The organism is Mesorhizobium sp. WSM4846 (assembly GCF_055811415.1).
On the sequence record NZ_JBVVPZ010000028.1, the window covers coordinates 62,651 to 89,100 of the forward strand.

General features: G+C 63.3%; 21 protein-coding genes and 1 pseudogene. 10 read left to right on the plus strand and 12 right to left on the minus strand.

The features are described from left to right. Positions 1–50: 50 nt before the first annotated feature. The gene (katG, locus tag AC0L15_RS21975; protein WP_473497033.1) at positions 51–2,246 is read right to left on the minus strand and encodes a catalase/peroxidase HPI; all 2,196 of its coding nucleotides are present in this window, start codon (positions 2,244–2,246) and stop codon (positions 51–53) included. 180 nt (positions 2,247–2,426) lie between these two features. On the opposite strand from katG, the gene AC0L15_RS21980 reads away from it, so the two are divergent. The 5 genes from AC0L15_RS21980 (at position 2,427) to AC0L15_RS22000 (ending at position 7,770) form a co-directional block, all read left to right on the plus strand. Beyond that, positions 2,427–3,335: a hydrogen peroxide-inducible genes activator gene (locus AC0L15_RS21980; RefSeq protein WP_023800368.1), complete on the plus strand. Its 909-nt coding sequence runs from the start codon at positions 2,427–2,429 to the stop codon at positions 3,333–3,335. A gap of 246 nt (positions 3,336–3,581) precedes the next feature. Beyond that, entirely contained in the window at positions 3,582–4,712 is a 1,131-nt protein-coding gene (locus tag AC0L15_RS21985; RefSeq protein ID WP_473497035.1) for a TRAP transporter substrate-binding protein, read from the plus strand. 70 nt (positions 4,713–4,782) lie between these two features. Then, positions 4,783–5,430 (plus strand): TRAP transporter small permease subunit, encoded by a 648-nt coding sequence (locus AC0L15_RS21990; RefSeq protein ID WP_023800366.1) that lies wholly within the window; start codon positions 4,783–4,785, stop codon positions 5,428–5,430. Continuing rightward, positions 5,427–6,848, plus strand: a complete 1,422-nt coding sequence (locus tag AC0L15_RS21995) for a TRAP transporter large permease (protein WP_287120509.1) — start codon at positions 5,427–5,429, stop codon at positions 6,846–6,848. The genes AC0L15_RS21990 and AC0L15_RS21995 overlap by 4 nt, the downstream gene beginning before the upstream one ends. A 397-nt stretch (positions 6,849–7,245) precedes the next feature. Further along, on the plus strand, positions 7,246–7,770 hold the full coding sequence (locus AC0L15_RS22000) for a hypothetical protein (protein ID WP_287246576.1): 525 nt from the start codon (positions 7,246–7,248) through the stop codon (positions 7,768–7,770). A 378-nt stretch (positions 7,771–8,148) separates the two neighbouring features. Here AC0L15_RS22000 and AC0L15_RS22005 read toward each other — a convergent pair whose 3' ends face one another. From AC0L15_RS22005 to AC0L15_RS22020, 4 genes and pseudogenes are all read right to left on the minus strand, one after another. Beyond that, the gene (locus AC0L15_RS22005; RefSeq protein ID WP_473497038.1) at positions 8,149–8,742 is read right to left on the minus strand and encodes an NAD(P)H-dependent flavin oxidoreductase; all 594 of its coding nucleotides are present in this window, start codon (positions 8,740–8,742) and stop codon (positions 8,149–8,151) included. 292 nt (positions 8,743–9,034) lie between these two features. After that, positions 9,035–9,157 (minus strand): annotated as a pseudogene (locus tag AC0L15_RS22010) (hypothetical protein); the annotation flags it as partial. 201 nt (positions 9,158–9,358) lie between these two features. Continuing rightward, positions 9,359–9,832, minus strand: coding sequence for a VOC family protein (locus AC0L15_RS22015; protein WP_287246623.1), 474 nt, complete (start codon positions 9,830–9,832; stop codon positions 9,359–9,361). 344 nt (positions 9,833–10,176) lie between these two features. Beyond that, complete coding sequence (locus AC0L15_RS22020) at positions 10,177–10,398, minus strand: hypothetical protein (protein ID WP_287246574.1); 222 nt, start codon at positions 10,396–10,398, stop codon at positions 10,177–10,179. 79 nt (positions 10,399–10,477) lie between these two features. On the opposite strand from AC0L15_RS22020, the gene AC0L15_RS22025 reads away from it, so the two are divergent. Together AC0L15_RS22025 and AC0L15_RS22030 are read left to right on the plus strand one after the other, a co-directional pair. Beyond that, positions 10,478–11,644: an efflux RND transporter periplasmic adaptor subunit gene (locus tag AC0L15_RS22025; RefSeq protein WP_287246573.1), complete on the plus strand. Its 1,167-nt coding sequence runs from the start codon at positions 10,478–10,480 to the stop codon at positions 11,642–11,644. Beyond that, complete coding sequence (locus AC0L15_RS22030; RefSeq protein ID WP_473497040.1) at positions 11,641–14,790, plus strand: efflux RND transporter permease subunit; 3,150 nt, start codon at positions 11,641–11,643, stop codon at positions 14,788–14,790. Before AC0L15_RS22025 ends, AC0L15_RS22030 begins: the two co-directional genes overlap by 4 nt. Before the next feature lie 159 nt (positions 14,791–14,949). Here AC0L15_RS22030 and AC0L15_RS22035 read toward each other — a convergent pair whose 3' ends face one another. The 4 genes from AC0L15_RS22035 to hisS form a co-directional block, all read right to left on the minus strand. Beyond that, complete coding sequence (locus AC0L15_RS22035; RefSeq protein ID WP_287246571.1) at positions 14,950–16,722, minus strand: AMP-binding protein; 1,773 nt, start codon at positions 16,720–16,722, stop codon at positions 14,950–14,952. A gap of 187 nt (positions 16,723–16,909) precedes the next feature. Next, positions 16,910–17,611 carry an ATP phosphoribosyltransferase gene (hisG, locus tag AC0L15_RS22040; protein WP_287246570.1) on the minus strand — a complete coding sequence of 234 codons (702 nt, stop codon included), beginning with the start codon at positions 17,609–17,611 and terminating at the stop codon, positions 16,910–16,912. Next, positions 17,608–18,729, minus strand: a complete 1,122-nt coding sequence (locus AC0L15_RS22045) for an ATP phosphoribosyltransferase regulatory subunit (RefSeq protein WP_287246569.1) — start codon at positions 18,727–18,729, stop codon at positions 17,608–17,610. Before AC0L15_RS22045 ends, hisG begins: the two co-directional genes overlap by 4 nt. A gap of 190 nt (positions 18,730–18,919) precedes the next feature. Continuing rightward, on the minus strand, positions 18,920–20,452 hold the full coding sequence (hisS, locus tag AC0L15_RS22050) for a histidine--tRNA ligase (protein ID WP_287246568.1): 1,533 nt from the start codon (positions 20,450–20,452) through the stop codon (positions 18,920–18,922). A 204-nt stretch (positions 20,453–20,656) separates the two neighbouring features. Between hisS and AC0L15_RS22055 the strand changes: the two genes are divergently transcribed. Further along, entirely contained in the window at positions 20,657–20,911 is a 255-nt protein-coding gene (locus AC0L15_RS22055; RefSeq protein ID WP_287055864.1) for a hypothetical protein, read from the plus strand. Between the two features lie 54 nt (positions 20,912–20,965). Here the strand turns inward: AC0L15_RS22055 and AC0L15_RS22060 are convergent, their stop codons facing one another. Further along, positions 20,966–21,601, minus strand: coding sequence for a DNA-3-methyladenine glycosylase I (locus AC0L15_RS22060; protein ID WP_287246567.1), 636 nt, complete (start codon positions 21,599–21,601; stop codon positions 20,966–20,968). A 213-nt stretch (positions 21,602–21,814) separates the two neighbouring features. Between AC0L15_RS22060 and AC0L15_RS22065 the strand changes: the two genes are divergently transcribed. Together AC0L15_RS22065 and AC0L15_RS22070 are read left to right on the plus strand one after the other, a co-directional pair. Continuing rightward, positions 21,815–22,558: a L,D-transpeptidase gene (locus AC0L15_RS22065; RefSeq protein ID WP_287246566.1), complete on the plus strand. Its 744-nt coding sequence runs from the start codon at positions 21,815–21,817 to the stop codon at positions 22,556–22,558. 271 nt (positions 22,559–22,829) lie between these two features. Further along, on the plus strand, positions 22,830–23,750 hold the full coding sequence (locus AC0L15_RS22070) for a bifunctional 5,10-methylenetetrahydrofolate dehydrogenase/5,10-methenyltetrahydrofolate cyclohydrolase (RefSeq protein WP_287246565.1): 921 nt from the start codon (positions 22,830–22,832) through the stop codon (positions 23,748–23,750). A gap of 18 nt (positions 23,751–23,768) precedes the next feature. On the opposite strand, the gene glcF is transcribed toward AC0L15_RS22070, so the two are convergent. Beyond that, entirely contained in the window at positions 23,769–25,100 is a 1,332-nt protein-coding gene (glcF, locus tag AC0L15_RS22075; protein WP_287246564.1) for a glycolate oxidase subunit GlcF, read from the minus strand. A gap of 10 nt (positions 25,101–25,110) precedes the next feature. Next, positions 25,111–26,316 carry an FAD-binding protein gene (locus tag AC0L15_RS22080; protein WP_287246563.1) on the minus strand — a complete coding sequence of 402 codons (1,206 nt, stop codon included), beginning with the start codon at positions 26,314–26,316 and terminating at the stop codon, positions 25,111–25,113. Positions 26,317–26,450 lie beyond the last annotated feature (134 nt).

The window sequence follows — 26,450 nt, forward strand, 5'->3', positions numbered from 1 at the left end:
TTCGAAAAACTTATCCAGGCGGGACGCTACCCGCTCCGGGCCTTGGCCGATCAGGCAAGTTCGAAGTGATCGGCGTTCATCACCTTGTTCCACGCCGCCACGAAGTCGTTGGCAAATTTCTCCTCCGCGTCCGCGGTCGCATAGACTTCCGCCAACGCGCGCAGCTGGGCATGCGAACCGAAGATGAGGTCAACGCGGGTGCCGCTCCACTTGAGCTCGCCTGTCGTCCGATCGCGTCCTTCGAACAATTCCTTGGCCTCCGATGTCGACTTCCACACCGTTCCCATGTCGAGCAGGTTGACGAAGAAGTCGTTGGTCAGCGTCTCAGGCCGCTTGGTGAAGACGCCGTGCGTTGACTGCTCGGCATTTGCGCCGAGCACGCGCAGGCCGCCGACGAGGACTGCCATCTCCGGCGCCGTCAGCGTCAGCAATTGCGCCCGGTCGACCAGCGCCTCCTCGGGCGACAAACGCTGCGGGCCGCTGAGATAGTTGCGGAAACCGTCGGCGGTCGGTTCGAGCGGGGCGAAGGAGTCGACGTCGGTCTGCTCCTGGGAGGCATCCATGCGACCCGGCGTGAACGGAACCTTCACCTCGTTGCCGGCGTCCTTCGCGGCCTTTTCGATTGCGGCGCCGCCGCCAATGACGATCAGGTCGGCAAGCGAGACTTTCTTGTCGCCGGACTGCGAAGCATTGAACTCCTTGCGGATCGCTTCGAGCTTCTCCAGCACCTTCGCCAGCTGAGCCGGCTGGTTGACGTCCCAGTCCTTCTGCGGCGCCAGGCGAATGCGCGCGCCGTTGGCGCCACCGCGCTTGTCGGAACCACGGAAGGTCGAGGCGGACGCCCAGGCCGTCGAGACCAGCTGCGCCACCGAAAGGCCGGAGGCGAGGATTTTTGACTTCAGGGCGGCCACGTCCAGCTCATCGACCAGCACATGATCGACGGCAGGGATAGGATCCTGCCACGGCAGCTCTTCCTTGGGCACGAGCGGGCCGAGATAGCGCACGAGCGGGCCCATGTCGCGGTGGGTCAGCTTGTACCATGCGCGGGCGAAGGCATCGGCGAACTGGTCCGGATTCTGATGGAAGCGCCGCGAGATCTTTTCGTAGGCAGGATCGAACCGCAGAGCGAGGTCGGTGGTCAGCATCGAAGGCGCGTGACGCTTTGCCGGGTTGTGGGCATCGGGCACAGTGCCGGCGCCGGCGCCGCCCTTCGGCGTCCACTGGTGCGCGCCGGCCGGGCTCTTGATCAACTCCCATTCGAAGCCGAACAAATTGTCGAAAAAGTTGTTGCCCCATTTCGTCGGCGTCGTCGTCCACGTCACTTCCAGGCCGCTGCCGATCGCGTCACCGCCTTTGCCGGTGCCAAACGTGCTCGCCCAGCCGAGGCCCTGCTCTTCGATGCCGGCTGCTTCCGGCTCGGGGCCAACCAGCGTCGCATCGCCGGCGCCGTGGGTCTTGCCGAAGGTGTGGCCGCCGGCGATGAGCGCGACGGTCTCCTCATCGTTCATGGCCATGCGCGCAAAGGTCTCGCGGATATCGCGCGCCGCGGCCAACGGGTCCGGATTGCCGTTCGGCCCTTCCGGGTTGACGTAGATCAGACCCATCTGCACGGCGGCAAGAGGGTTCTGGAGATCGCGTTCGCCGCTGTAGCGCTCGTCGGCCAGCCACTTGCCTTCAGGGCCCCAGTAGATGTCCTGTTCGGGCTCCCAGACATCGGCGCGCCCGCCGGCAAAACCGAAGGTCTTGAAGCCCATCGATTCCAGGGCGACGTTGCCGGTGAGAATCATCAGGTCGGCCCAGGAGATCTTGCGGCCGTATTTCTGCTTGATCGGCCACAGCAGCCGGCGAGCCTTGTCGAGATTGACGTTGTCCGGCCAGCTGTTGAGCGGCGCGAAGCGCTGCTGGCCGGCTCCGGCGCCGCCACGGCCGTCGCCGATGCGGTAGGTGCCGGCGCTGTGCCAGGCCATGCGGATGAACAGCGGCCCGTAATGGCCAAAGTCGGCCGGCCACCACTCCTGCGAGTCCGTCATCAAGGCATGCAAGTCCTTGATCACGGCGTTCAGGTCGAGACTTTTGAACTCCTTGGCGTAATCGAATGCCTCGCCCATCGGATCGGACAGTGCGGACTGCTGGTGAAGTATCTGCACATTCAGCTGGTTCGGCCACCAGTCACGGTTGGCCCTGGCGATAGTTGTGTGTACGACCGGGCATTTTCCGGCGCTGGTGTCATCGGTCTTTGCGTCCATCGTTCTCTCCAATTTCTGAATTTTCCGGGATTTGTCGTTTTCCGGGATTGTCGATCTTTCGGGGATTTGATGATTTTCCGGACGGGCCCTGAGCCACGCCACTCTGGAACGGTTCCAGACTAGGCCGCATTGCCGATAAAAACAAATTGCCTTTCCAGTTTGTTGCGATAGGTTTTCCTTATGATTGGTCTCACCGTCCGGCAGATGCAATATTTCGAAGCACTGGCACAGACGCTGCATTTCGGCCGCGCCGCGAAACTGGCCGGCGTCAGCCAGCCGGCGCTGTCGTCGCAGATCGCGGAGATGGAGCTGCGGCTGAATTGCCGGCTGTTCGAGCGCGGCGGCAAATCGGTTCGGATGACCGACGAGGCACTGGCCATGCTGCCACGTATCGAGCGCATTCTTGCCGACATCCGCGAAATCGAGACCACGGCCCGGCGTGGCCGCCCCGCCATGGAAGGGCGCTTCCGGCTCGGCATCATCCCGACGGTGGCGCCCTATCTGCTGCCGCATGTGCTGCCGGAACTAAAACGGCATTTCCCGGCCTTGCAGCTCGAATTGCGTGAAGCGGTGACCGCCTCGCTGGTCGAGGACACCGCCCTTGGAAAGCTCGACGCCTTCATTGCGGCCCTTCCCCTCGATCAGCCCGGACTGATCACCGAGCCGCTTTTCTCCGACCGGTTCTTCCTTGCCGTGCCGGCCGGCGATCCAGCCTTCGCCTCGCCGCCGGTGCCGCCGGAAAGCCCGGCATTGGAAAGGCTGATGCTGCTGGAGGAAGGCCACTGCCTGCGTGAACAGGCGCTTGCCGTCTGCGGCAGCGTGCGGCCGGTGGCAATGGCGAGCTATGGCGCGACGAGCCTGACGACGCTGCTGCAGATGGTGGCGCACGGGCTCGGCGTCACCCTTATCCCGGAAATGGCGGCAGGGCCGGCCAGCGCCATGCGCGATTTGAAGATCGTGCCGTTCCAGGAGCCGATGCCGCAGCGCACGATCTGCCTCGCCTGGCGACGCAACAAGGTCCGGCATGACGAATGCGTCGAACTGGCCAAGATCATCCGCGGCCTGGACGAGGCGGTGTTGGCGGCGTGAGGGTGGGAATGTCGGCCAGAGGGTCCGACCGCCTTGGCATGCCGCGCAGCAGTGCTACATTCGTTATGGAGGCCAGAACAAGGATAAGCGCCGACTAAAAAATCGTCGAATGCGGAAACATATTGGCGCTTGTGCCCGACCGAGCGCCCGATGCCCCGATGTCACCGGCAGCGAAACTGGTTGCGCAAGGGGCGAGTTCGCATATTCTGGTTGTGGCAGAAGCGTTTACAACAATGGGAGGAGTAAATGTCCGACAATAAAATCTCGCGTCGCGGGTTCCTGGAAAAGTCCACCGCCATCACCGCCGGTGCGGCTGCAGCGACGACGCTCTCGGCCCCGGCCGTACTGGCGCAGGCGCCGGTGACCATCAAGATGCAGACCTCCTGGCCTGCTTCCGACATCTGGATGGATTTCGCGCGGCTATACATAGAGCGCGTCGAAAAGATGTCGGGCGGCCGGCTGAAGTTCGAGCTCCTGCCCGCGGGTGCGGTCGTCGGCGCGTTCCAGGTGCTGGATGGCGTCAATGACGGCGTCATCGACGCTGCGCACACCGTCCCCGTCTATTGGTACGGCAAGCACAAGGCCGCGTCGCTTTTCGGAACTGGCCCTGTGTTCGGCGGCAGCGCCACCACCATGCTTGCCTGGTTCCACCAGGGCGGCGGCAAGGATCTCTACCGCGAGCTGACGCAGGACATCATGGGCCTCAACGTGGTCGGCTTCTATGGCTTCCCGATGCCGGCGCAGCCGTTCGGCTGGTTCAAGAATCCTGTCACGACCCCCGCCGAACTGCAGGGATTCAAATATCGGACGGTGGGTCTTGCCGCAGATCTCATGCAGAACCTCGGCCTCAGCGTGGCGCAGTTGCCCGGCGGTGAAATCGTGCCGGCCATGGAGCGCGGGGTTATCGACGCCTTCGAATTCAACAATCCGTCATCCGACCTTCGCTTCGGTTCGCAGGACGTCGCCAAGAACTATATCTTGTCGTCCTATCATCAGGCTAGCGAGTCATTCGAATTCCTGTTCAACAAGGACGTATTCGACGACCTCGACGACGATTTGAAGGCCATTCTCGAATATGGCGTGGAGGCGGCCAGCACCGCGACCACGGCAGTCGCCCTCGACAACTATTCGGCCGACCTGCAGAAACTGCAGACCGATCACGGTGTCACCGTGCACCGCACCTCCAAGGAGATTCTCGACGCACAACTCCAGGCCTGGGACAAGATCATCCCGACGCTGGAGGCGGATGCGTTCATGAAGCGGGTGCTCGATAGCCAGCGCCAATGGGTCGAACGCGTCGTCTACTACGAGCTTATGAATTCAGCCGACCTGACACTGGCATACGAACATTACTTCCCCGGCAAGCTGAAGCTCTAATTCGCGTCTCCGCTTCGGCAAATCCGGCGGTTTTGCGGACCGCCGGATTGTATCTGACGGAACCCAGTAAATGCTCCGTTACATTGCGTTCGCCGATGAACTTTCGGCATGGTTTGGAAAGGTGTTCGCCTGGAGCGTCGTCGTTATGACGCTCGGCGTGAGCTATGAGGTCGTCGTGCGATACCTGTTCAGCGCGCCGACTGCGTGGGCATTCGACCTCAGCTACATGCTCTACGGCACCATGTTCATGATGGCCGGCGCTTACACCTTGTCGCGAGACGGGCATGTGCGCGGCGATTTCATCTACCGGCTGTGGCGGCCGCGCGTGCAAGCGGCGGTCGAACTTGTCCTCTACTTCATTTTCTTCTTCCCAGGCGTCACGGCGCTGATTCTGGCCGGCTGGAAGTATGCCGCACGCAGCTTTCGCTATCTCGAAGTAAGCTCGAACAGCCCGGCCGGGATTCCGATCTTTCAGTTCAAGGCCGTCATCGTGGCGGCAGGCATCCTGCTCTTCGTGCAGGGGATTGCTCAGGTGTTCCGCTGCGTCGTCTGTCTGCGAACCGGAACATGGCCGCGCGCGGCTGAAGACGTGGAAGAGACCGAGAAGGTGCTGATGGAAGCCAAGACGCTCGATGTTCTGCATCACGGTTCGGAGGCAGTCGACCTCCCGTTCCTCCATCCCGACAATCAACCCGACCGCGACGGAGAAGACAGATGAGCGATCCTCAGGTCGCCGTCGCGATGCTGCTCATTCTGCTTCTGGCGATCTTCCTTGGCTTCCCGGTTGCGTTCACTTTGATGGCGCTCGGGGTCGCCTTTGGCTACTACGCTTATTTAAATCCGGGACGGATGTGGCGCGCCTACGAACGGGCGGTTGAGGATGGCGCCGACGGCTGGACGCTTACGGAGCATTGGATCGGCGGCTTCTTCAACAACCGCATTTTCGATCTGTTCGTGAATCAGACCTATTCTGTGATCTCGAACGACGTGCTGACCGCCATCCCGCTTTTCCTGTTCATGGGCTACATCGTCGAGCGGTCCAATATCATCGAGCGTCTTTTCGGCACCCTCTATATCGCCACCCGGCGCGTTCCCGGCTCCATGGCGGTCGCCGCCCTCATCACCTGCACCCTTTTCGCAACGGCCACAGGCATTGTCGGCGCGGTCGTGACACTGATGGGTCTGCTGGCGTTTCCCGCCATGCTGAAGGCGCGTTACGACGTCAGCTATGCCTCGGGAGTGATCTGCGCCGGCGGAACCCTCGGCATCCTCATTCCGCCGTCGATTCTGCTCATCGTCTATGGCGCGACGGCGGGTGTGTCGGTGGTCCGCATGTATGCGGCAGCCCTGCTTCCGGGACTGCTGCTTGCCGGCCTTTATCTGATCTATGTGGTGGCGAAGGCGGTGCTGCAGCCGCAGCTGGCGCCGAAGCCGACCCGAGACGAGGTAGGCCACTATTCGGTCCTGCAAATCAGCTGGATGCTGCTGACCTCCTTCGTCCCTCTGGCGGTCCTGATCCTTGCGGTGCTCGGCGCTATCCTGTTCGGCCTTGCCACGCCTTCGGAGGCTGCCGCCATCGGCGCGCTCGGCGGCGTCGTGCTGGCCGCCGCCTACCGGGCGCTGACGTGGCAACGCCTGAAGGAGTCCGTCTATTTGACGGCGCGAACGACCGCGATGGTGTGCTGGCTGTTCGTCGGCTCCGCGACGTTCGCCTCGGTCTTTGCCTATCTGGGAGGCCAGCAACTGATCAGCGATTTCGTCACCGGCCTCGACATGTCGCCGCTGATGTTTTTGATCGTCGCCCAGATCATCATCTTCATCCTGGGCTGGCCGCTGGAATGGACGGAGATTATCGTGATCTTCGTTCCGATCTTCCTGCCGCTATTGGCGCATTTCGAGATCGATCCGCTGTTTTTCGGCGTGCTCGTCGCAGTCAACCTTCAGACGGCCTTTTTGTCGCCGCCCATGGCGATGTCGGCCTACTACCTCAAGGGCATTTCGCCGCCGCATGTTCAGCTTTCGGATATTTTCCGCGGAATGATGCCCTATATGCTGATCGTTATCCTGTGCATGGTCATCATCTACATCTTCCCGCAGATCGTGTACGGGCTGCCCAACCTGATCTACGGGGGCTGAGGCGCGATGCCGCGGCGAGTGGAGGACAATAGATGAATTTGAGCCGCTTCCTGGCCGTCTTGGCGTTTGTTGTCTTTCTGGCGTTTTTTGGCGTCGTAATCCGGTTCGTCCCGCATCCCGATCTAGGCGTTGCGGTCGGCATTGGCGTCCTCCTTGCGGGCTACGATCTATGGAGCCAGTTGAGGTCTCGCGCGAGGTAACAGCCGGGCTTTGGGCGGTCGCGGGAAAGCTGCAAGGCTGCAGCGTCGATGCGAGCAATGAGCCGAACCGTCCGCTCGGCCTGAGAAACATCAATTCAATCAAATCCTCGTGAATTGTACCGGACGCCCGGAACCGCAGACGCGTTCCCGGCATTGATCTTGGGGAGGAATCTGCGTCCAGAAGAGGGAGCAGTGTTATGGCTTACCGTGATTATATCCATACGCCGGTGACGCCACGTGACATCCGATGGGGACTCCAGCAGGGGGCCGTCGCGGGTATTGTCGCAGGCATCGTCTTTGCGGCGTTCGAAATGGCGGCGAGTGCGTTCATGATGGGGGCGAAAGCGTTCTTCATGCCCCTGCGCATGATCGGCGCCATCGCGCTTGGACCGGAAGCCCTCGATCCCGGCTACCCGCTCTTGACGGCCAGCATCGCCGGCGTGGTCGTGCATTTGATCCTGGCCATCGCCTATGGGATCGTGTTCGGGGAGATTGCCGCAATGCTGCGAGGGCGAGCAGCCTTCATCGGTCTCGGCAGCATCTTTGGACTCGCCTTGTGGCTCGTCAATTTCTATGTGATCGCGCCGATCGCATTCCCCTGGTTCCTGCAAGCAAGCCCGGTCGTGCAGTTCATTGCCCACACATTCTTCTTCGGTACCGTCCTCGGCTGGTACCTGTGGAAGTCGCACGAGAGAAGCGGGCTCGAAGGACCGGCGGTTTAGCCTTGCCAGCACCGACCTGGCACAGTCGGATTGAAGCGGAAAGACAGCGGTGATCACCGGCGCTTCTTGGCATCGGGCGTGCGCTTCGCACGAGTGTGCGAAGGTCGCTTTGATCGCCCGCGACCCGACGCTGCTGCAGATGGTGGCGCATGGGCTCGGGCGTCACGCTCATCCCGGAAATAGCGGCAGGACCAGCCAGCGCCATTGCGCGATCTGGAGATCGTGCCCACTCCAGGAACCGATGCCGCAGCGCCATCTGCCTCGTCTGGCGGCGCAAGAAGATGCGGCACGACGAATGCGTCGAAGTGGCAAGATCATCCGCGCAATGGCTGAGGTGGTGTGCAATTAATCAGGTAGAGTAGAAGAGAAACTGAGCAGTCAATCGACGATACGTCGCGGGCCGTCCGTGAGCAGACGCTCGGCTTGTCCGATCATGTCGTCGATCACGCGTCCAGCCGACTCCACGCTCCGGATCACTCCGGCCACTTCCCCCATCAAAACGCCGGTGTTCTCGGCATCGCCAGCGTAAAAGGCGTCCCAATAGTCGCTGCTCTGGATGGCCAGCGTCGGCGCTTCAGTCAGCTGACCTTCGCGGCCATGCCAGGCGGCGACAAATCGAGTCCTCAGCACGCGCGCGACGAATTCGTCTGTCGGCCAACGATGGTTGCGGGCGATGTCGACAGTTGTGGTCTTGATCGTCGCATCGCCATCGGCGGCGATGATAGCCTCCTGGAATCCGCGCGGCGCAGCGGACTCTGCAGTCGCCATGAACCGCGTGCCGACCAGGACGCCGTCGGCGCCGAGCATCAATGCCGCGGCAAGCGCTCGACCGTCGCCAACGCCACCCGCCGCCACGAGAAGCGTCTGAGGCGCCTGTTTCGCGAGAAGATCGGCAATCTCGGGAACGAGTGTGAAGGTCGAGCGGGGACCGCTGTGGGCCGCCGGCTTCATTGCCCTGCGCCACAATTGCATCTGCGCCGACGTCGAGCGCCTCGCTGGCGTGCAACATCGACTGGACTTGGCAGATGAAAGGCACTCGCGCTTCTCTGATATGCGCGGCGAAGGGTGCTGGCGAGCCGAATGAAAGCATCAGCGCCGCGGGTTGCCGCTCCAGCACGCGGTCGAGCAGATACGGCCTGGTTGCCAGCGACCATGTAATAAACCCACATCCGACACGGGCGTTGACTGCGGCGGCAAACTCCTTGTCCAGCCAGGCTTCGTCGCCGTAGCCGCCGCCGATCAAACCGAGCCCGCCGGCATGCGACACCGCTGCTGCAAGCCGTCCGCCTGCCATCACGCCCATAGGAGCGAGGAGGATGGGATGCCTGATCGCAAAACGTTCGGTCAGTCGGGTTTTGAGTGGCACGGTTCGCGCTCGCCAAATCATCGAAGGGATACCGAAGATGCAGCATACGCGACGCACTGTAGCAGGATAGTGGTCCCGCTTGAGACTCGAACCGGGAATCAGACCGTTTTCAGTGGTAAGTGACTGATGGTCGCCGCAACGCAAAGCTGGCGGCTGACGGCCGCACTGGGTGGCGAGCTGACACACTCTGGCAGCAATTTGGCAGCAAGACGCGATTGAGCATCAACCGCGTCGCGCCGCCTCGATCGCGGCGACGTCGATTTTCTTCATAGTCATCATGGCATCAAACGCGCGCTTTGCCTCGTCGCCGCCAGCCGCCATCGCGTCAGTCAGCACGCGCGGCGTGATTTGCCAGGAAATCCCCCATTTGTCTTTGCACCAGCCGCACACGCTCTCCTGGCCGCCATTGCCGACGATGGCATTCCAATAGCGGTCGGTCTCCTCCTGATCGTCGGTGGCGATCTGGAACGAGAAGGCTTCGTTGTGCTTGAACTCGGGACCTCCGTTGAGGCCGATACAAGGAAGGCCCGCGACTGTGAATTCGACCGTCAACACGTCGCCCTCTTTGCCGGCCGGGTAGTCACTGGGTGCACGGTGCACGGCACTCACCACGCTGTCGGGAAAGATCTCGGAGTAGAAGCGGGCGGCAGGCTCGGCGTCCTTATCGTACCAGAGGCAAATCGTATTCTTTGCCATTTGCGGGTTCCTTTCGCTTGAGGCCAAGATTTCGGCCTTGTTTCCCCATCCGCTCTCTTCCGAAATAGGTAGCCAACCGCTTTTCTCCACCCTGGAAGCGTCCGTCTCGCCCGCGCGAACGCAAAGAGCAGCTTACCCTAATGTCGCTGTCGCTTTGGCACGGGTTCCGGACGATAAGCGAAGGCCCGCCCCTGAAATGCGTCGCGAATGTCTGGAAAATCCACAAAGCAGACCAACTTTCCGACCAGACGACAGGGCCACGATCCGGCACCCGCAGACCTCGCCCACCGGCGCTCCAGTCCGACACGTCATGTTCACCTGCGGCTCGGAAAGGCACAGTGGTGCTATCCAGGCGTGTTCGCCTTGACGACCTTTTGGCATTCGGGCGTCAGCTCACTCATGTGATCGGCCAGGCATTTGATGATGTGGCCGCCGCCCGGCAACACGCCCTCGCAGATCTTCTGGTAATCTGCCTGGCAGGCCTCACGCTCGGCCGCCGTCTGCGCCAGCGCCACGGTGGTTGCCATCTGAGTTGCCAAGAAAAGCACGCGCAACGCAATCCGCATGACAAACTCCCCTCAAACATGTAGATTGGCTCACTTTTATATAATGCGATATACACCGGGAAGTATATAGAGGGGGGAAATGCTTTTCCTATCGGGTAGAATCGAGCAGGCGGCAGGCTTGTTCGCCGTTACACTACTATTGTCCGCTTGCAGCGAGGAAAACACATACGTACCGCCACCTCCGCCCAAGGTCGACGTGGCGCTCCCGACGAAGCAGAGCGTGACCCCTTATCTCGAGGCCACCGGCACGGCCGCGGCGGTGAACACGACGCCCCTGGTTGCGCGCGTCTCGGGCTTCATCCAGGAAATCGATTACAAGGACGGCGACGAGGTCAAGGCCGGCGCCCGGCTGTTCCTGATCGAGCCCGATTCCTACCAGCTGGCGCTTGAGCAAGCCGAGGCTGGGCAGGGTTCATCTGATGCCGCCGCCAAGCAGTCCGGTGCTGACCTAAAGCGGCAGCAGGAGCTGTTGGCCCAGAAAATCATCTCGCAATCGACCGCCGACCAGGCCGCCGCGGCAGCAGACGTCGACATCGCCAAGCAAAAGCAGAGCGCGGTCGACGTCAAACAGGCTCAACTCAATCTGAGCTATACGGAGGTCAAAGCGCCGTTCGCGGGCATCGTCACCTCACGCCAGGTGTCGACGGGGCAGCTCGTCGGCGCCGGCAGCGCCACCGCGCTGGCGACCATCGTTCAGACCGCACCCATCTACGTCAATTTCAATATCTCGGAGCAGGATGTGCTGCGCATTCGCACCGCCATGGCGAAGCGTGGAATGACCGCGCAGGATCTCAAGAAAATACCGGTCGAGGTCGGCTTGCAGAGCGAGACGGGTTATCCCCACGCGGGAACGCTGGACTACGCCGCGCCAGAGGTTACCGCTGCCACCGGCACGCTAGCGGTCCGCGCAGTGCTCCCCAATGAAGGCCGGGAACTGCTGCCTGGCTATTTCGTGCGTGTGCGCGTGCCGTTGGGCGTAGAGCCGGACATGCTGCTCGTTCCCGACCGGGCGATCGGTAGCGACCAGAAGGGTCGCTACGTGCTCGTCGCCGGAAAGGACGACGTGGTCGAACAGCGTCCGGTTGAGATCGGCCAACTGGTCGGCGCGTTGCGTGTGATCACCAAGGGTGTCGGGGCGGACGACCGCGTCCTGGTCTCCGGCCTGTTGACGGCAGTCCCTGGCCAGAAGATCGAACCGCAAGAAAAGAAACTGGAAGCAGTCGCCACGGACGGCGCAGCGCAATGATCTCCAAATTCTTCATCGAGCGGCCGGTCCTGGCGAACGTAATCGCCATCCTCATGGTCGTCATAGGCGTCATCTCGCTCTTTGCCCTGCCGGTGGCGCAGTATCCCGACGTGGTACCGCCTACCGTTTCGGTGACGACGCGCTATCCGGGAGCGAGCGCGCGTGCGGTGATCGACACGGTGGCGTTGCCGATCGAGCAGCAGGTTAACGGCGTCGAGGGCATGATCTACATGCAGTCCTATGCTGCATCGGATGGCACCTACAATCTCACCGTCACGTTCGCGATCGGCACCGATCTCGACCAGGCGCAAGTGCGTGTGCAGAACCGTGTGTCCTCAGCCCTGGCGACGCTGCCGCAAGCGGTGCAGGTGCAAGGCGTCACCGTTCAGCAGAAGTCGACCTCGATCCTCGAGATCGTCACGCTGACTTCACCGAACGGGGAATATGACAGCCTTTATCTCGCCAACTACGCGACCATCCGGCTCAAGGATGAGCTCTCCCGAATACCGGGGGTCGGCAATGTCAATGTGTTCGGCGCCGGCCAGTATTCCATGCGTGTCTGGCTTGATCCCGAGAAGATGCAGGCGCGCGGCCTTACCACGCAGGACGTCGTCCAGGCGCTGGGGCAGCAGAGCGAGCAGGTCACCGCAGGCCAGGTCGGCGCGCCGCCGGCGCCCGACGGCCAGTCCTTCCAGTACACGATCGAAGTGTCCAGCCGCCTTGACGATCCCGGCCAGTTCGGCACCGTGATCGTCAAGACCGGCGCCAATGGCGACATGACGCGCGTGCGCGACGTCGGCCGAGTCGAGCTCGGCGCCCAGACCTATGGGCAGTTCTTCAATCTCGACGGCCAGCCGGCTGCGGGCATGGCCGTTTTCCTGTCGCCGGGCGCCAATGCGCTCGATGTGGCCGGCAAGGTCGAGGCCAGGATGAAGGAACTGTCACGCGAATTTCCGCAAGGCCTGGCATACTCGATCCCCTTCAACACCACGATTTTCGTCAGCCAGGCGATCCACGAGGTCTACAAGACGCTGATCGAAGCCGCCGTCCTGGTGCTCATCGTCATCCTGCTTTTCCTGCAGGACTGGCGGGCGATGCTGGTGCCGGCAACGACCGTTCCGGTGACGATCATCGGGGCGTTCGCGGCGATGGCCGCGCTCGGCTTTTCGGTCAACCTGTCGACCCTGTTCGCCATCGTGCTTGCCATCGGCATCGTCGTCGACGACGCCATCGTCGTGGTCGAGGGCGCCGCTCACAATATGGAGCGCGGCATGTCGGGCCACGACGCGGCCATTGCCGCCATGAACGCCCTCTTCGGGCCGATCATCGGCATCACCTTGGTGCTGATGGCGGTGTTCCTCCCGGCTGCGTTCCTGCCCGGCCTCACGGGGCAAATGTATGCGCAATTCGCACTGGTGATTGCGGCAACTGCCATAATCAGCGCCATCAACGCGGCAACGCTCAAACCGACGCAGTGTGCGACATGGCTAAGGCGGCCGGTGCCGCCGGACCAGCGCAATGTCTTCTTTCGCGGCTTCAACGCGGTCTACCAGCGCCTGGAGAACCGTTATGCCGGCCTGATCGGTGCCATGGTGCGTCACAGCACGGTGATGGGCATCATCGCGCTGCTGATCATCGGGGCGGCAGGCTATGGCATATCGCGCGTGGCCACCGGCTTCATCCCGATCGAGGACCAGGGCTACCTGCTTGCTTCGGTTCAACTGCCCGACGGCGCCGCACTTGGCCGTACACAGGAGACGCTGCAACAGGTTTCGAAGCTCGCCAAGGCCACGCCGGGCGTCGATCAGGTCGTGACCATCGCGGGCATCTCGGCACTCGACAATAATTCGACGCTGGCAAACGCCGGCGTTGCCTACATCATCCTCAAGGACTGGAGCTTGCGCGGCAAGGGCGAGGATCTTGCCTCGCTCTACGCAACGCTCAACAAGAATCTGTCCGACATGGGTGACGGAACTGTACTGGTGCTGCCGCCACCGCCGATCCAGGGCATCGGCAACGCCGCCGGCTTCACCATGCAGGTCGAGCTGCGTGACGGCAGTTTCGACCTCGCCAAGCTGCAAGGAGCAGTCGAGGCAATAACCAGGACCGCTCAGACGCAGTCAGGTATCCAGCGCGTATCGGCGCCGTTCCGGGCCAACGTCCCGCAATACACGGTCGAAATCGACCGCGAGAAGGTGCAAACCCTGGGGCTGACCACGGACGAGGTCTTCCAGACGCTCGCCGGTTATCTGGGCTCGACTTATGTCAGTCAGTTCAACAAGTTGGGGCGGGTGTTCCAGATCTATGTGCAGGGCGATGCGCAATTTCGCCTGACGCCCGAGAATATCGCCCGCCTGAGCGCGCGCAACCAGAGCGGCGACATGATCCCGCTCGGGACATTGCTGACAGTCACGCCAAGCGTCGGCCCATCACTGATCAGCCTCTATAACCTCTATCCCTCGGCATCGATCATCGGTGTGCAGGCACATGGCTTCTCGTCGGGCGACGCGATCAAACTGATGGAAGGGATTGCGGCCGACACATTGCCGCCCGGCACCGGCTTCGACTGGACGGCGCTGTCCTTCCAGGAAAAGCTTGTCGGCAGCCAGATCTATTTGGTGTTCGGCATGGCGCTGCTCTTGGTCTATCTGGTGCTGGCAGGCCAATATGAGAGCTGGCTGGCCCCGATCTCGATCTTGCTCGCCGCGCCGCTGTCGCTGGTGGGTCCGGTCCTGGTTCTCAACGGCCTCGGCATCGACAACAATCTCTACGTGCAGATTGGCCTGATCCTGCTGATCGCGCTATCCGCCAAGAACGCCATCCTGATCGTCGAGGTCGCGCGCGAATTGCGCGCCGCCGGCAGACCGATAGTCGAAGCGGCGATCGAGGCGGCACGAGCGCGCTTCCGGCCCATCCTGATGACGTCCTTCGCGTTTATCCTTGGTGTCGCGCCGCTGGTGTTGGCGACAGGCGCCGGGGCCAGCGCGCGCAAGTCGATCGGCATCACGGTCTTTTCCGGCATGATCGCCTCGACCTGTCTCGCCGTTCTCTTCGTACCGTCCTTCTTCGTCATCCTGCAACGGTTCGAGGAATGGCGCGCCGCGCGAAAGACGAGGCGTGAGTACACACCTACACTTCCCGGGTAGCAGTACGATCTTATCGCGGTCTGTCACTGGTGCTGGCTCGGGTCCGTCGTCGCAGATCTCAGCGGGGAGGCCGCGTTCGAACGGGTCATTGTCGCCCGACATTGAGACAACGCCTCTGTTCTTCAAACGCGTAAGTACGAACGGGAGCCCGTTGCCCGCTCAGGCGGTCTTCGGCGTCACCAGCCCCAGTTCGTCAACCATCGCCTCGCGCATCAAAAACTTCTGCGGCTTGCCGGTCACCGTCATTGGCAATTCGGTGCGAAAGCGGATGTGGCGCGGGATCTTGTAATGGGCGATCTGGCCGGCGCAGAAGGCCTTGATCTCCTGGTCGGTGGCGGTCTGGCCCGGCTTGAGCACGATCCAGGCACAAAGCTCCTCGCCAAATTTCGGATCGGGGATGCCGAACACCTGCACTTCCCTGACCTTGGGGTTGCGGTAGAGAAATTCCTCGACCTCGCGCGGATAGACGTTCTCGCCGCCGCGGATGACCATATCCTTGACCCGGCCGACGATGTTGCAATAACCCTCGGCGTCGATGGTGGCGAGGTCGCCGGTGTGCATCCAGCCGTCGGGATCGATCGCCTCGCGGGTTTTTTCCTCGTCGTCCCAATAGCCCTTCATCACCGAATAGCCGCGCGTGCACAGCTCGCCCGGCGCGCCGACCGCAACAGTCGCGCCGTCGGCATCGATTGCCTTGACCTCGACATGGGGATGGACGCGGCCGACCGTCGAGACGCGCTTTTCCAACGGGTCGTCGACGCTGCTCTGGAACGACACCGGGCTGGTCTCGGTCATGCCATAGGCGATTGTCACCTCCGCCATGTGCATCAGCGACACCACCTTCTTCATCACCTCGATCGGGCACGGCGAGCCGGCCATGATGCCGGTGCGCAGGCTGGTGAGATCGAAGGTGTCGAAATCCGGATGGTCGAGCAGGCCGACGAACATGGTCGGCACGCCGTAAAGGCCGGTGCAGCGCTCGCCCGCCACCGCCTTCAGCGTGGCGCCGGCATCAAAGCCCTCGCCAGGGAAGACCATGGTCGCGCCCTTGGTGACGCAGCCGATCGTGCCCATCGACATGCCGAAACAGTGATAGAGCGGCACCGGGATGCACAACCGGTCGTCGACGGTCAGCCTGATCGCCGAGGTGACGAAATTGCCGTTGTTGACGATGTTGTTGTGGGTCAGCGTCGCGCCCTTTGGCGCGCCTGTCGTACCTGAGGTGAACTGGATGTTGATGGCGTCGCCGGGCTTCAGCCCCTCGGAGATCCGGTCGAGGCTGTCATGCTCGTCGCGCCCAGCCATCGCCAGCACGTCGGCGAAATTGAACATGCCGGGCGAGTTCTCCTCGCCCATGCGGATGACGATTTTTAGCGCCGGCAATTTCTTCGCGTCGAGCTCGCCCGGTGTCGCCGTCGCGATCTCCGGCGCCAGCGTCTCGATCATGCCGAGATAGTCGGAGCTCTTGAATCTGACGGCCGTGACCAGCGCTCGGCAATCGACCTTGTTCAGCGCATAATCCAGCTCGGTCAGCCGGTAGGCCGGGTTGATGTTGACCAGGATCAGGCCGATGCGCGCGGTGGCGAACTGCGTCACCAGCCATTCCCAGCGGTTGGGCGACCAGATGCCGACGCGGTCGCCTTTTGCCAGGCCAAGCGCCAGGAAGCCTGCGGCCAGCGCGTCCACCGTGTCTGAAAGTTCGCTCCAGGTGAAGCGCTTGTCCTGGTCGACGAAGACGGCGGCATCGAGCGTGCCGTATTTGCTGACGGTGTCCGAAAGCAGCGCCGGGATCGTTTGCTGCAGCAGCGGCACAGTGCGCTCGCCCGACACATGCGCCCTGCCGTCGACCGGCGCGACAAACGTGGCCCCGTTGCTCGGGCGGCGGCCGCGCAGGTTGGTGGCATTCTTCAACTCGTCGAGATTGATCGGCATCGCCGTCTCCTCCGCAGGCGACCCGAGTCTATCAGCCTGCCGGGGTGGTGGAAATCCCGTTGATGGTTTTGGAGCCAATCCCCTCCCCCTTGAGGCAGGGTGCCTCGCGAAGCGAGGCGGGTGGGTCGTCTCGCGTCGAGCACTGCCGCAACCACCCCACCGCCTTCGGCGGCTGTCCACCCTCCCCTCAAGGGGGAGGGAAGGCACCCATCTTCGCCGCGATGTCGCGCATGACAGCCTCGTCGGTCGCCGCACGCGGCTTCCGCGACGCGACGAGGCAGGCCTGCGAGCGCAGGATGACGCCGTCCGCCAAAACCTTCAGGTGATTGGCGCGCAGCGTCGAGCCTGACGTGGTGATGTCGACGATGACATCGGCCAATCCCGCCGCCGGCGCGCCTTCGGTGGCGCCGAGGCTCTCGACGATGCGATAGACCTGGATGCCGTGCTTTTGGGAAAAAAACTGCTGCGTCAGCCGCCAGTATTTTGTGGCTATCCTGAGCCGCCTGCCGTGGCGCTGGCGGAAATCGGCGGCGACATCGTCGAGGTCGGCCATCGTATCGACGTCGAGCCAGATCTCGGGCACCGCCACCACGACATCGGCATTGCCGAAACCGAGGCGGGCGACGATCTCCGCGCGCGCCTCCCAGTCGGCGAGGCTTTCGCGCAACAGATCCTCGCCGGTGATGCCGAGGTCGACCGAGCCCTGGCCGATTTCGCCTGCGATTTCTGAGGCCGACAGGAACGCCACCTCGACCGCTTTCACGCCTTCGATGCGGGCGCGGTATTTGCGCTCGTCGCCGGGCAGGCTGACGGCAAGCCCGGCCTTGGCCAGCACCTCCAGCGCCTGCTGCTTGAGCCGGCCCTTCGATGGAATCGCCAGGGTGATCATTGCGCCTTCTCCCGCAACGCTTCGATGCGGTCGAGCCAGACGGAAAAGCCGACGCCGGGGATCGGCGTTTTCGCGCCGAGCAACGTCAGCAGCCGGTCGTAGCGGCCGCCGCCGGCCAGCGGCCGGTCACCGTTTTCCGCCGCGATCTCGAAGACCAGACCGGTGTAGTAATCGAGCGGACGGCCGAAGGCGGCGTCGTAGCGGATTTTTGCCGAGGGCAGGCCAAGCGCTTCGATCGCCTTGGCACGCACGGAGAAATTGTCCAGCGCCGCGCCCAGCGAAAGGCCGGCGCCGGTCGCAAAGGTTTCGAGCGCTTTTGCCGCGCCGTCGAGCGCCACATCGACTGCCAGAAAATCCTTAAGCGCCGAAAATGCCTCGTTCGACAGCCTGACGCTGCGCAGCTCAGCCTTTTCGATCAAGCGCCGCGCAATCTCGGTCGGCGACCGTCCGGCCGACGCCGACAGACCCGCCTGTTCCATGCCGCCGGCGATGTGCGAGGAAAGCGCTTCCAGATTGCCGTCGAGGACAAGGGCTGCGACCGCGCCGGCAAGCTGGCCGTTGCGCGGCGGATTGGCGAGGTCGGCCAGCGCTGCCTCCAGCATCGCCGCCGAACCGAAGGCGCGGGCCAGCCGCATGCGCCAGCCGCGCGGCAGGCCGAGTGCGGCGAGCACCGCCTCGAAAACAGTCTGGTCGCCGAGCGTGATCGATAGTTCCTGGCCCGGAAGCACCAGCGAAAGCAGCGCATGCGCATCGGCCAGCGATCGGGCATCGGCCTGTGGGATGTCGCCGTCGCCGAGATCCTCGATGCCGGCCTGGAAAAACTCGTTTCCGCCCTCGCGGCGCTGGCGAAACACCTCGCCGAAATAGGAATAGCGGCGCGGCGTGCCGGCTTGGCTGGCAATGTGGTCGAGGCAGACCGGGATGGTGAACTCCGGCCGCAGGCAAAGCGTCAGTCCGGTCTCGCTTTCGGTGAGGAAAATACGCCGGCGCAAATCCTCGCCGGCCATATCGAGGAAGGGGTCGGCCGGCTGCAGCACCGCCACCTCGACCGCATGCGTGTTGCGCGCAGCAAAGAGTTTTGTGATGTCTGATGCGATGTCGGGGTAGCGGGAGGTCATGGGAACGCGAGGCGCGAGGCACCCCCCTCTGGCCTGCCGGCCATCTCCCCCTCAAGGGGGGAGATTAGTCTCGTCGCAGCCGTCGCTAATTTTTCAAACACGTCTTCAAGGTTGCAGAGGAAGTGCCTACGGCCACGCTGCCAATCTCCCCCCTTGAGGGGGAGATGGCCGGCAGGCCAGAGGGGGGTGTTCACGCGCCACCCTTCGCAGGGTCGGCCGCCTGCGCCGCGAGTATCTTCCTGACCTCGCCAACCAGATCACTTTCCGCCACCGTCACCTGAGCTGGCCGCGCGGCGCGCCATTCGGCGTTGTCGGCGATCTCCGCCGACATGCGGGCACCTTCGATCAGATCCTTGATCTGCACCTCGCCCTTCGCCCGCTCGTCGCCTCCCTGGATGATGGCGACCGGGCTGCCGCGGCGGTCGGCATATTTGAGCTGCGCCTTCATGCCGGCGCCGCCGAGATACATTTCCGAGCGGATGCCGGCGGCGCGCAGCTCGGCCACTATTTTCTGGTAGCGGCCGAGACTGTCCGTGTCCTTGTCCATGGTGAGCACGACGACCGGCGCGATCACGTCCGGTGTATCGAGCTTGCCGAGGTTCTTCAGCGCCGTCATCAGCCTGGAAACGCCGATGGAAAAGCCGGTCGCCGGCACCGGCTCGCCCCGAAAGCGCGAGACGAGGCCATCATAGCGCCCGCCACCGCCGACCGAGCCGAAGCGGACGATTTTTCCCTCTTCGTTGGGAATTTCGGCCAGCAGTTCGGCTTCATAGACCGGGCCGGTGTAATATTCGAGGCCGCGGACGACGGAGGGGTCTATGCGAATGCGGTCCGGACCATAGCCGGCAGCCAGGACAAGCGCTTCAATCTCTTTGAGTTCAGCAAATCCCGCTTCGGCGGTGGGGTTGGCCTCAAGTACCCTGTTCCATTTTCCTACATCGTTTTTGAGCCCAGCCTCGACGTGTTGGTTGTGAAGAACGACGGCGACAATGAACGCGGCTTGAACTTCGTCTAGCCCAGCCCCCTTTGTAAAATCCCCCTCTCCCTCTTTACCGCCGTCCCAGCGACCTTTGCCCAGCAAAAGCTTGACGCCTTCCGGTCCAAACTTGTCCAGCTTGTCGATCGCGCGCAGCACCTGCAACCGGCGCCCAGCATTCTCGTCGCCGCCAAGGCCGATCGCCTCCAGCACGCCGTCGAGCACCTTGCGGTTGTTGACCCTTATGACATAGTCGCCGCGCTTGATGCCGAGCGCTTCCATCACGTCGGCCATCATCATCGCCATTTCGGCGTCGGCCGCGACACCCGGCGTGCCGACCGTGTCGGCGTCGAACTGCATGAACTGGCGGAAGCGGCCAGGGCCGGGCTTCTCGTTGCGGAACACCCAGCCGGAGCGGTAGCTGCGATAGGGTTTTGGCAGGCGCTCAAAGTTTTCAGCGACAAAACGGGCCATCGGCGCGGTCAGGTCGTAGCGCAGCGACAGCCACTGGTCGTCATCGTCCTGGAAGGAAAACACGCCCTCGTTCGGCCGGTCCTGGTCGGGCAGGAATTTGCCCAGCGCGTCGGTGTATTCGATCAGCGGCTGGTCGACCGGCTCGAAGCCGTAAAGCTCATAGACCGAGCGGATCGTCGCCATCATCTTCTCGACGGCGCGGATATCCTCGGCGCCGCGGTCGACAAGCCCGCGCGGCAGCCGCGCTTTCATCTTTTCCGATTTGTCGGCCATGGCATGGGTCTTCTTGCTAGGTAAAAGCTGACTTGTTCCGAGTGGGCGTGTCCTAACCGATGGGGCTTGGCGCGGCAAGGGTTTGCTCCCTGCCTTCTCCCCGTGCGGGAGAAGCCAAGAAGCTGAAACAATTCCGCCATAAGCGCGGCATCGTGCCGACACAATCGCAGCCGATAAAGCGCGCCGAAACAAGGGATTCGGGCTATGACCTTGGCGCGGAAATTCGACATCATCGACAGCCGCACCTGCGAACTGCCCGCCCAGTTGCGCCCGGCCGATCATCATGCACCGGGACCTGCAGCCCAAATGGCGGGACCGTTCGAGGTTGCGTCAGACAAGCGTACGGGGCCGACCATGCGCGATGCGCTGCTGACCAGCCTGCTCGTGATCTATCCGGCTTTTGCCACGATAGCGGCTATCGTTGCCGGACTCTTTCTGGCGGGCGCCGGCGGCGCTTGAGTTTTTAAGCTCCCCTTGCCTTTTCCCCTTGTGGGAGAAGGAAAAAGAAGGGAGCTACTTCGGCCTTTTGAACGCCTGCCGCTCCGCCTCGACCTGCTCGCGGCAGACACAGCCCTCGAGATGGTCGTTGACCAGCCCCATCGCCTGCATGAAGGCGTAGACGGTGGTCGGGCCGACAAAGCTCCAGCCGCGCTTCTTCAGCTCCTTCGAAATCCGCACCGAGACTACCGTGGTCGGGTTGGCGCGCAGATGGGCGAGATCGACGATTTCGGGCCGTTCGTCCGGGCCGGGTTCGAATTTCCAGAACCAGGCCGCCAGCGAGCCGGCCTCGTCGGCCAATTCACGCGCGCGCCTGGCGTTGTTGATGGTCGAGACGATCTTGCCGCGGTGACGAATGATGCCGGCATTGCCGAGCAGGCGCTCGACATCCTGTTCGGTGAAGGCGGCGATCCTGTCGATATCGAAGCCGGCGAACGCCTCGCGAAAATTCTCGCGTTTGCGCAATATGGTCAGCCAGGACAGGCCCGACTGAAAGCCTTCGAGGCAGATCTTTTCGAACAGCCTGCGGTCGTCGGCGACCGGCCGGCCCCATTCGTGATCGTGGTAGTGCAGATAATCCGGCAGATTGCCGTGCCAGAAGCAGCGCGCGATACCATCGGGTCCGGCGAGCAGGCCTGTCTTCTCATCCATGGCGGAATTCCATTGGTTAATGCGCCTCAGCGCTGCCTTTACCGCGGCTTTACCAGATTCCTGAACCGGCCGGTAACCACACCGAAAGCTTTACTGACAATGCAGCATTTTACGCATTCCGATTCACGTTTCGGTTGCTGCTCCGCGCCCAATGTTCGCGACATCGGGGACGCTTTTGCGCCCCGGCGTGTTCGACGATCAGGGTGCGTACCGATGAAGACATTTTTGTTCCCGCTGCTCGGCGCCGCTGCCGTACTGGCCGCCGCTACACCCTCCAGCGCCAATGACCGCTATGCCGACAGGCCGCCGGTGATGGTGAGCCCCGACCTTTCGGCGCCCTGGGTGCTGCAGCTTGGCCGCGCGCCGGGCATCGTCCGCCAGAACCGGCAAGAGATGCAAAGGCCGCAGCGCCGTTCTCAGCGGCAGGCGCAACCGGCTCCGCTGCACACGGCCGCGATGCAGGCGCCGGCCAAGAAGCGCATTATCGCGCGACCGCAGATCAACCCGATCTACCTGCCGCAGGAAGTCGCCTATGACGGCCCGGAGAAGCCGGGCACGATCGTTATCGATACACGGGAGAATTTCCTCTATCTGGTCGAGAACAACGGCAAGGCGCGGCGCTATGGCGTCGGCACCGGCAAGCCGGGCTTCGAATGGGCCGGCAAGCACAAGATCTCGCAGAAGAAGGTCTGGCCCGAATGGCGACCGCCGGCGCAGATGATCTCGCGCGAGGCCGCCAATGGCCGTTATCTGCCGACCTATGTCGCCGGCGGCGTCGAGAACCCGCTCGGCGCGCGCGCGCTTTATCTCGGCTCGACGCTCTACCGCATCCACGGCACCAACCAGCCATGGACGATCGGCGGCGCCGTGTCGTCGGGCTGCATCCGCATGCGCAACGAGGACGTCGTCGATCTCTATGAGCGGGTCGATGTCGGCACGACGGTTGTGGTGATGTAATCTGCGGTTGATTTTGTTGCCGAGTCTGTCCAGAAGTCTCGGGATCCATCGGAATACGGGGGACGGGCCGTGTGGGGATACGGTCAGTCACGAAAGGGCAGCGCGGCAAACCGCCCTGCCCTTTCTGTTTCCGGGACGCCATAGGATAGTTTAGTTTGTCAGGATCGGGTGGTACGTCGCGCCCGCGGCATGGCGGTTCGCATTCTCGCTGCCATTCTCCTTGGTATTTTGCTATGTCGGCTGCAACGCTTCCAGACAAAGGCCTAGCTCAATGTCCCTGTCCGACGACAGCCGCTATCTCCGGGGCGGTCCGGTCGCCCAACGCATCATCGCCTCGGTACGCGAGGATGCAGCGATCGCAACCGCCGAAGGCTTTCCGGCCAAACTGATATCGATCACCGTCGGCGACACGGCTGCAGTCGATGTCTATGTGCGCAACCAGCGCGCCAAGGCGGCACTCGCCGGTATCGGCTTCGAGGAAAGACGATTTCCCGCCGACATCACCGCCGGCGAACTCGAAGCAGCGATCCACGGCCTGAACGCCGATCCGCGCGTCACCGGCATCATCATCCAGCGGCCGGTGCCGGTGCATATCCCGATCAAGACGCTGCAAGCGGCGGTGCATCCGCTCAAGGACGTCGAGGGCATGCATCCAGCCTCGATCGGCAACATCGTCTACAACCAGCTCGACCTCGCACCCTGTACGGCCGCCGCTTCGGTCGAACTGCTCAGGGAAACCGGTCTCGATCTCAAGGGGCTCGAGGTCGTCATCGTCGGTCACTCCGAGATCGTCGGCAAGCCGATCGCCTTCCTGCTGATGAGCGAGGGCGCGACGGTGACGGTGTGCCACCACATGACGCGCTCGGTGGCCGCGCATGCGCGGCGTGCCGATGCTCTGTTCGTCGCCGTCGGCAAGCCGCGGCTGATCAAGGCCGACATGGTCAAGCCCGGTGCGGCCGTCATCGACATCGGCATCAATTCCGAGATCGGACCGGACGGGGAGAGCCGCATCGTCGGTGACGTCGACGCCGAGAGCGTCAAGCATGTGGCGTCCTGGATCACGCCGGTGCCGGGCGGCGTCGGCCCGATCACCGTGGCGATTCTTTTGCGCAACACGATGGTGGCGCTCAGCCGGCAGCGCGCGCGCTACCATGCGACCTATGGCGTGGTGGACAAGCTCGCAGCGGAATAAGCCGGCAGCGCCGGTGGATCACTCCGCCGCAACGGCTGCCCTGCTGTCCGGAACGCCCTCCGGCTGCGGCCCGCCATAGGCCCAGTCGAGCAGCTTTATCGTGTGCACCACCGGCAGTTTCGCGGCGGACGCAATCTGGGTGATGCAGCCGATGTTGCCGGTGGCGACGATTTCAGCACCGGTCGCCTCGATATTTCTCACCTTGCGGTCACGCAGTTGAGCCGAAATCTCCGATTGCAAAATGTTGTAAGTGCCGGCCGAGCCACAGCACAAATGCCCCTCGCGCGGCTCGCGCACGACGAAGCCGGCTTTGGCCAGAAGCTCCTTCGGCTGGCGGGTGATTTTCTGGCCGTGCTGCATCGAGCAGGCGGAGTGATAGGCGACGATGGTGCCGGGCTTGCGCACCGGCTCGGGCAGATCGATGCTTGCCAGATATTCGGTGATGTCCCTGGCCAGCGCCGACACCCGCGCCGCCTTGTCGGCATAGGCGGGATCGAGGCGCAGCATAAAACCATAATCCTTGATGGTGGTGCCGCAGCCCGACGCAGTGATGACGATGGCATCCAGCCCGCCTTGGTCGATGGCGCGCGTCCAGGCGTCGACATTGCGCCTGGCCGAGGCAAGGGCTGCCGCCTCGCGGCCCATGTGATGCACCAGCGCGCCGCAGCAGCCCTCGCCCTCGGGAACCACGACCTCGACGCCGAGCCGCGTCAGCAGCGCGATCGTCGTGTCGTTGATGGCGGGATCGAGCACGGACTGCGCGCAGCCGGTAAGGATGGCGACGCGGCCATTTTTGCTCGTGCCCTGCCCGGCATGAATGCCCGGCGAAGCCATTGGCGAGGCCGCAGCAATCGACGCCGGGGCGAGCTTGAGCATCGCACCCAGCGGCTTCAGCGCCGGGAGCTTTTCCAGCAATCCGGCGAATGGCTGGCCGAGCTTTGCCAGCTTGAGCGCAGCGCGAAACCGCGAGGGATAAGGCAGGACCAAGGCCAGCATGGCGCGCGTCAGCCGATCGGGCAGCGGCCGCTTGTAGGTTTCCTCGATATGGACGCGGGCGTGGTCGACCAGATGCATGTAGTTGACGCCCGATGGGCAGGTTGTCATGCAGGCGAGGCAGGACAGGCAACGGTCGATATGGGTGACGATCTGCTTGTCGGCCGGTCGGCCGTTCTCCAGCATGTCTTTGATCAGATAGATCCGCCCGCGCGGCGAATCCAGTTCGTTGCCAAGCGTCACATAGGTCGGGCAGGTGGCCGTGCAGAAGCCGCAATGCACGCATTTGCGCAGGATCTTTTCCGATTCCGCGACATGCGGATCGGCAAGCTGGGCAGCTGAGAAATTGGTCTGCATCTCGTACCTCCTAAGCCATGCGGCCGGGGTTGAGGATCGCCTTCGGATCGAATTCGGCTTTGAGCCGCGCCGACAATGCTGCCAGGTGCGGCGCCTGCGGCTCGAACACCGGCGCAGCGGCGCGATGCGAAGGGGCGGCGCGTACCAGCGTCGCATGGCCGCCGCCATACTGTCTCACTACTGCTCGCAGAAGATCGGCTTCGGGATCGCCATGCTCCATGCGCAGCCAGATCAGACCGCCCTGCCAGTCATAAAAGGCATCGACGGCCGCCTGCATGCGCAGCGCCAGCACCATCTGGTGGCCTTGCGCCGGCGCCATCGACACGCGCCACACCGGCTTTTCCAGGCCGTCGGCAAACGGCGCGCAATCGCGGATATCGCGCCAGACCGAATGCGAAGTCTCCCCCGAGATTTCCTCGAGCGGGCCGGCATTTCCGAGCAGATCTTTCAGCGCTGCGATGCGGTAGGCGACCGACGGGCCGAACCCCTCGACGCGCAGCAATGTCGCGGCGGTGCTGCCGAGACCGCCGCCGGCGACCCGTGCGGCAACGCGTTCGGGAAGATGGGCAGCACTCGACACTTCGGCGCTGGAACCGAGCGCCAGCGCCATAGCGGCCGCGGCATGATCGTCGAGCAGGCCGCGCACAGCCAGCGTGACTTCGGTCTCGGCAGCGGGCAGCACCTTGAAGGTGACGTCGGTAAGAACGGCAAGCGTGCCCCAGCTGTTGGCCATGAGCTTGGACAGGTCATAGCCGGTGACGTTCTTGACCACGCGGCCGCCCGATTTGAACGCCTCGCCACGCCCCGAAACCGCTGCAATGCCAAGAATATGGTCGCGCGCCGCCCCCGCCTTCAGCCGGCGCGGACCGCAAAGGTTCGCGGCCAGTACGCCGCCGATCGTGCCTTTTCCCTTTTCGCCGCCGAGCAGCGGGCCATAATCCAGTGGTTCGAAAGCGAGTTGCTGGCCGTTTTCGGCAAGTAATTTTTCGATCTCGGCGAGCGGCGTGCCGGCCTTTGCTGACAGCACCAGTTCAGCCGGCTCGTAGAGCGTCACGCCTGACAGTTTCGACAGGTCGAGCGTGTGCTCGGTCTGCAGCGGACGGCCGATGCCGCGCTTGGAGCCATGGCCGAGGATTTCGAGCGGCGTTTCTTCCGCCGCCGCCCAGGCGACAGTGGCGAGAGTTTCGGCGGTGGTGGCGGCGGTGAAGGTGGTCATGGCTGTCCTGGGCGCACATCGGCCGCAGACCCCCTCTCCGTGGGGGGGGGGGGGGGGGGGGGGGCGGGGGCCCCCCCGGGGGGGGGGGGCGGCCCCCCGGGGGGGGGGGGGGCCGCGCCAAACACAAAAGAAAG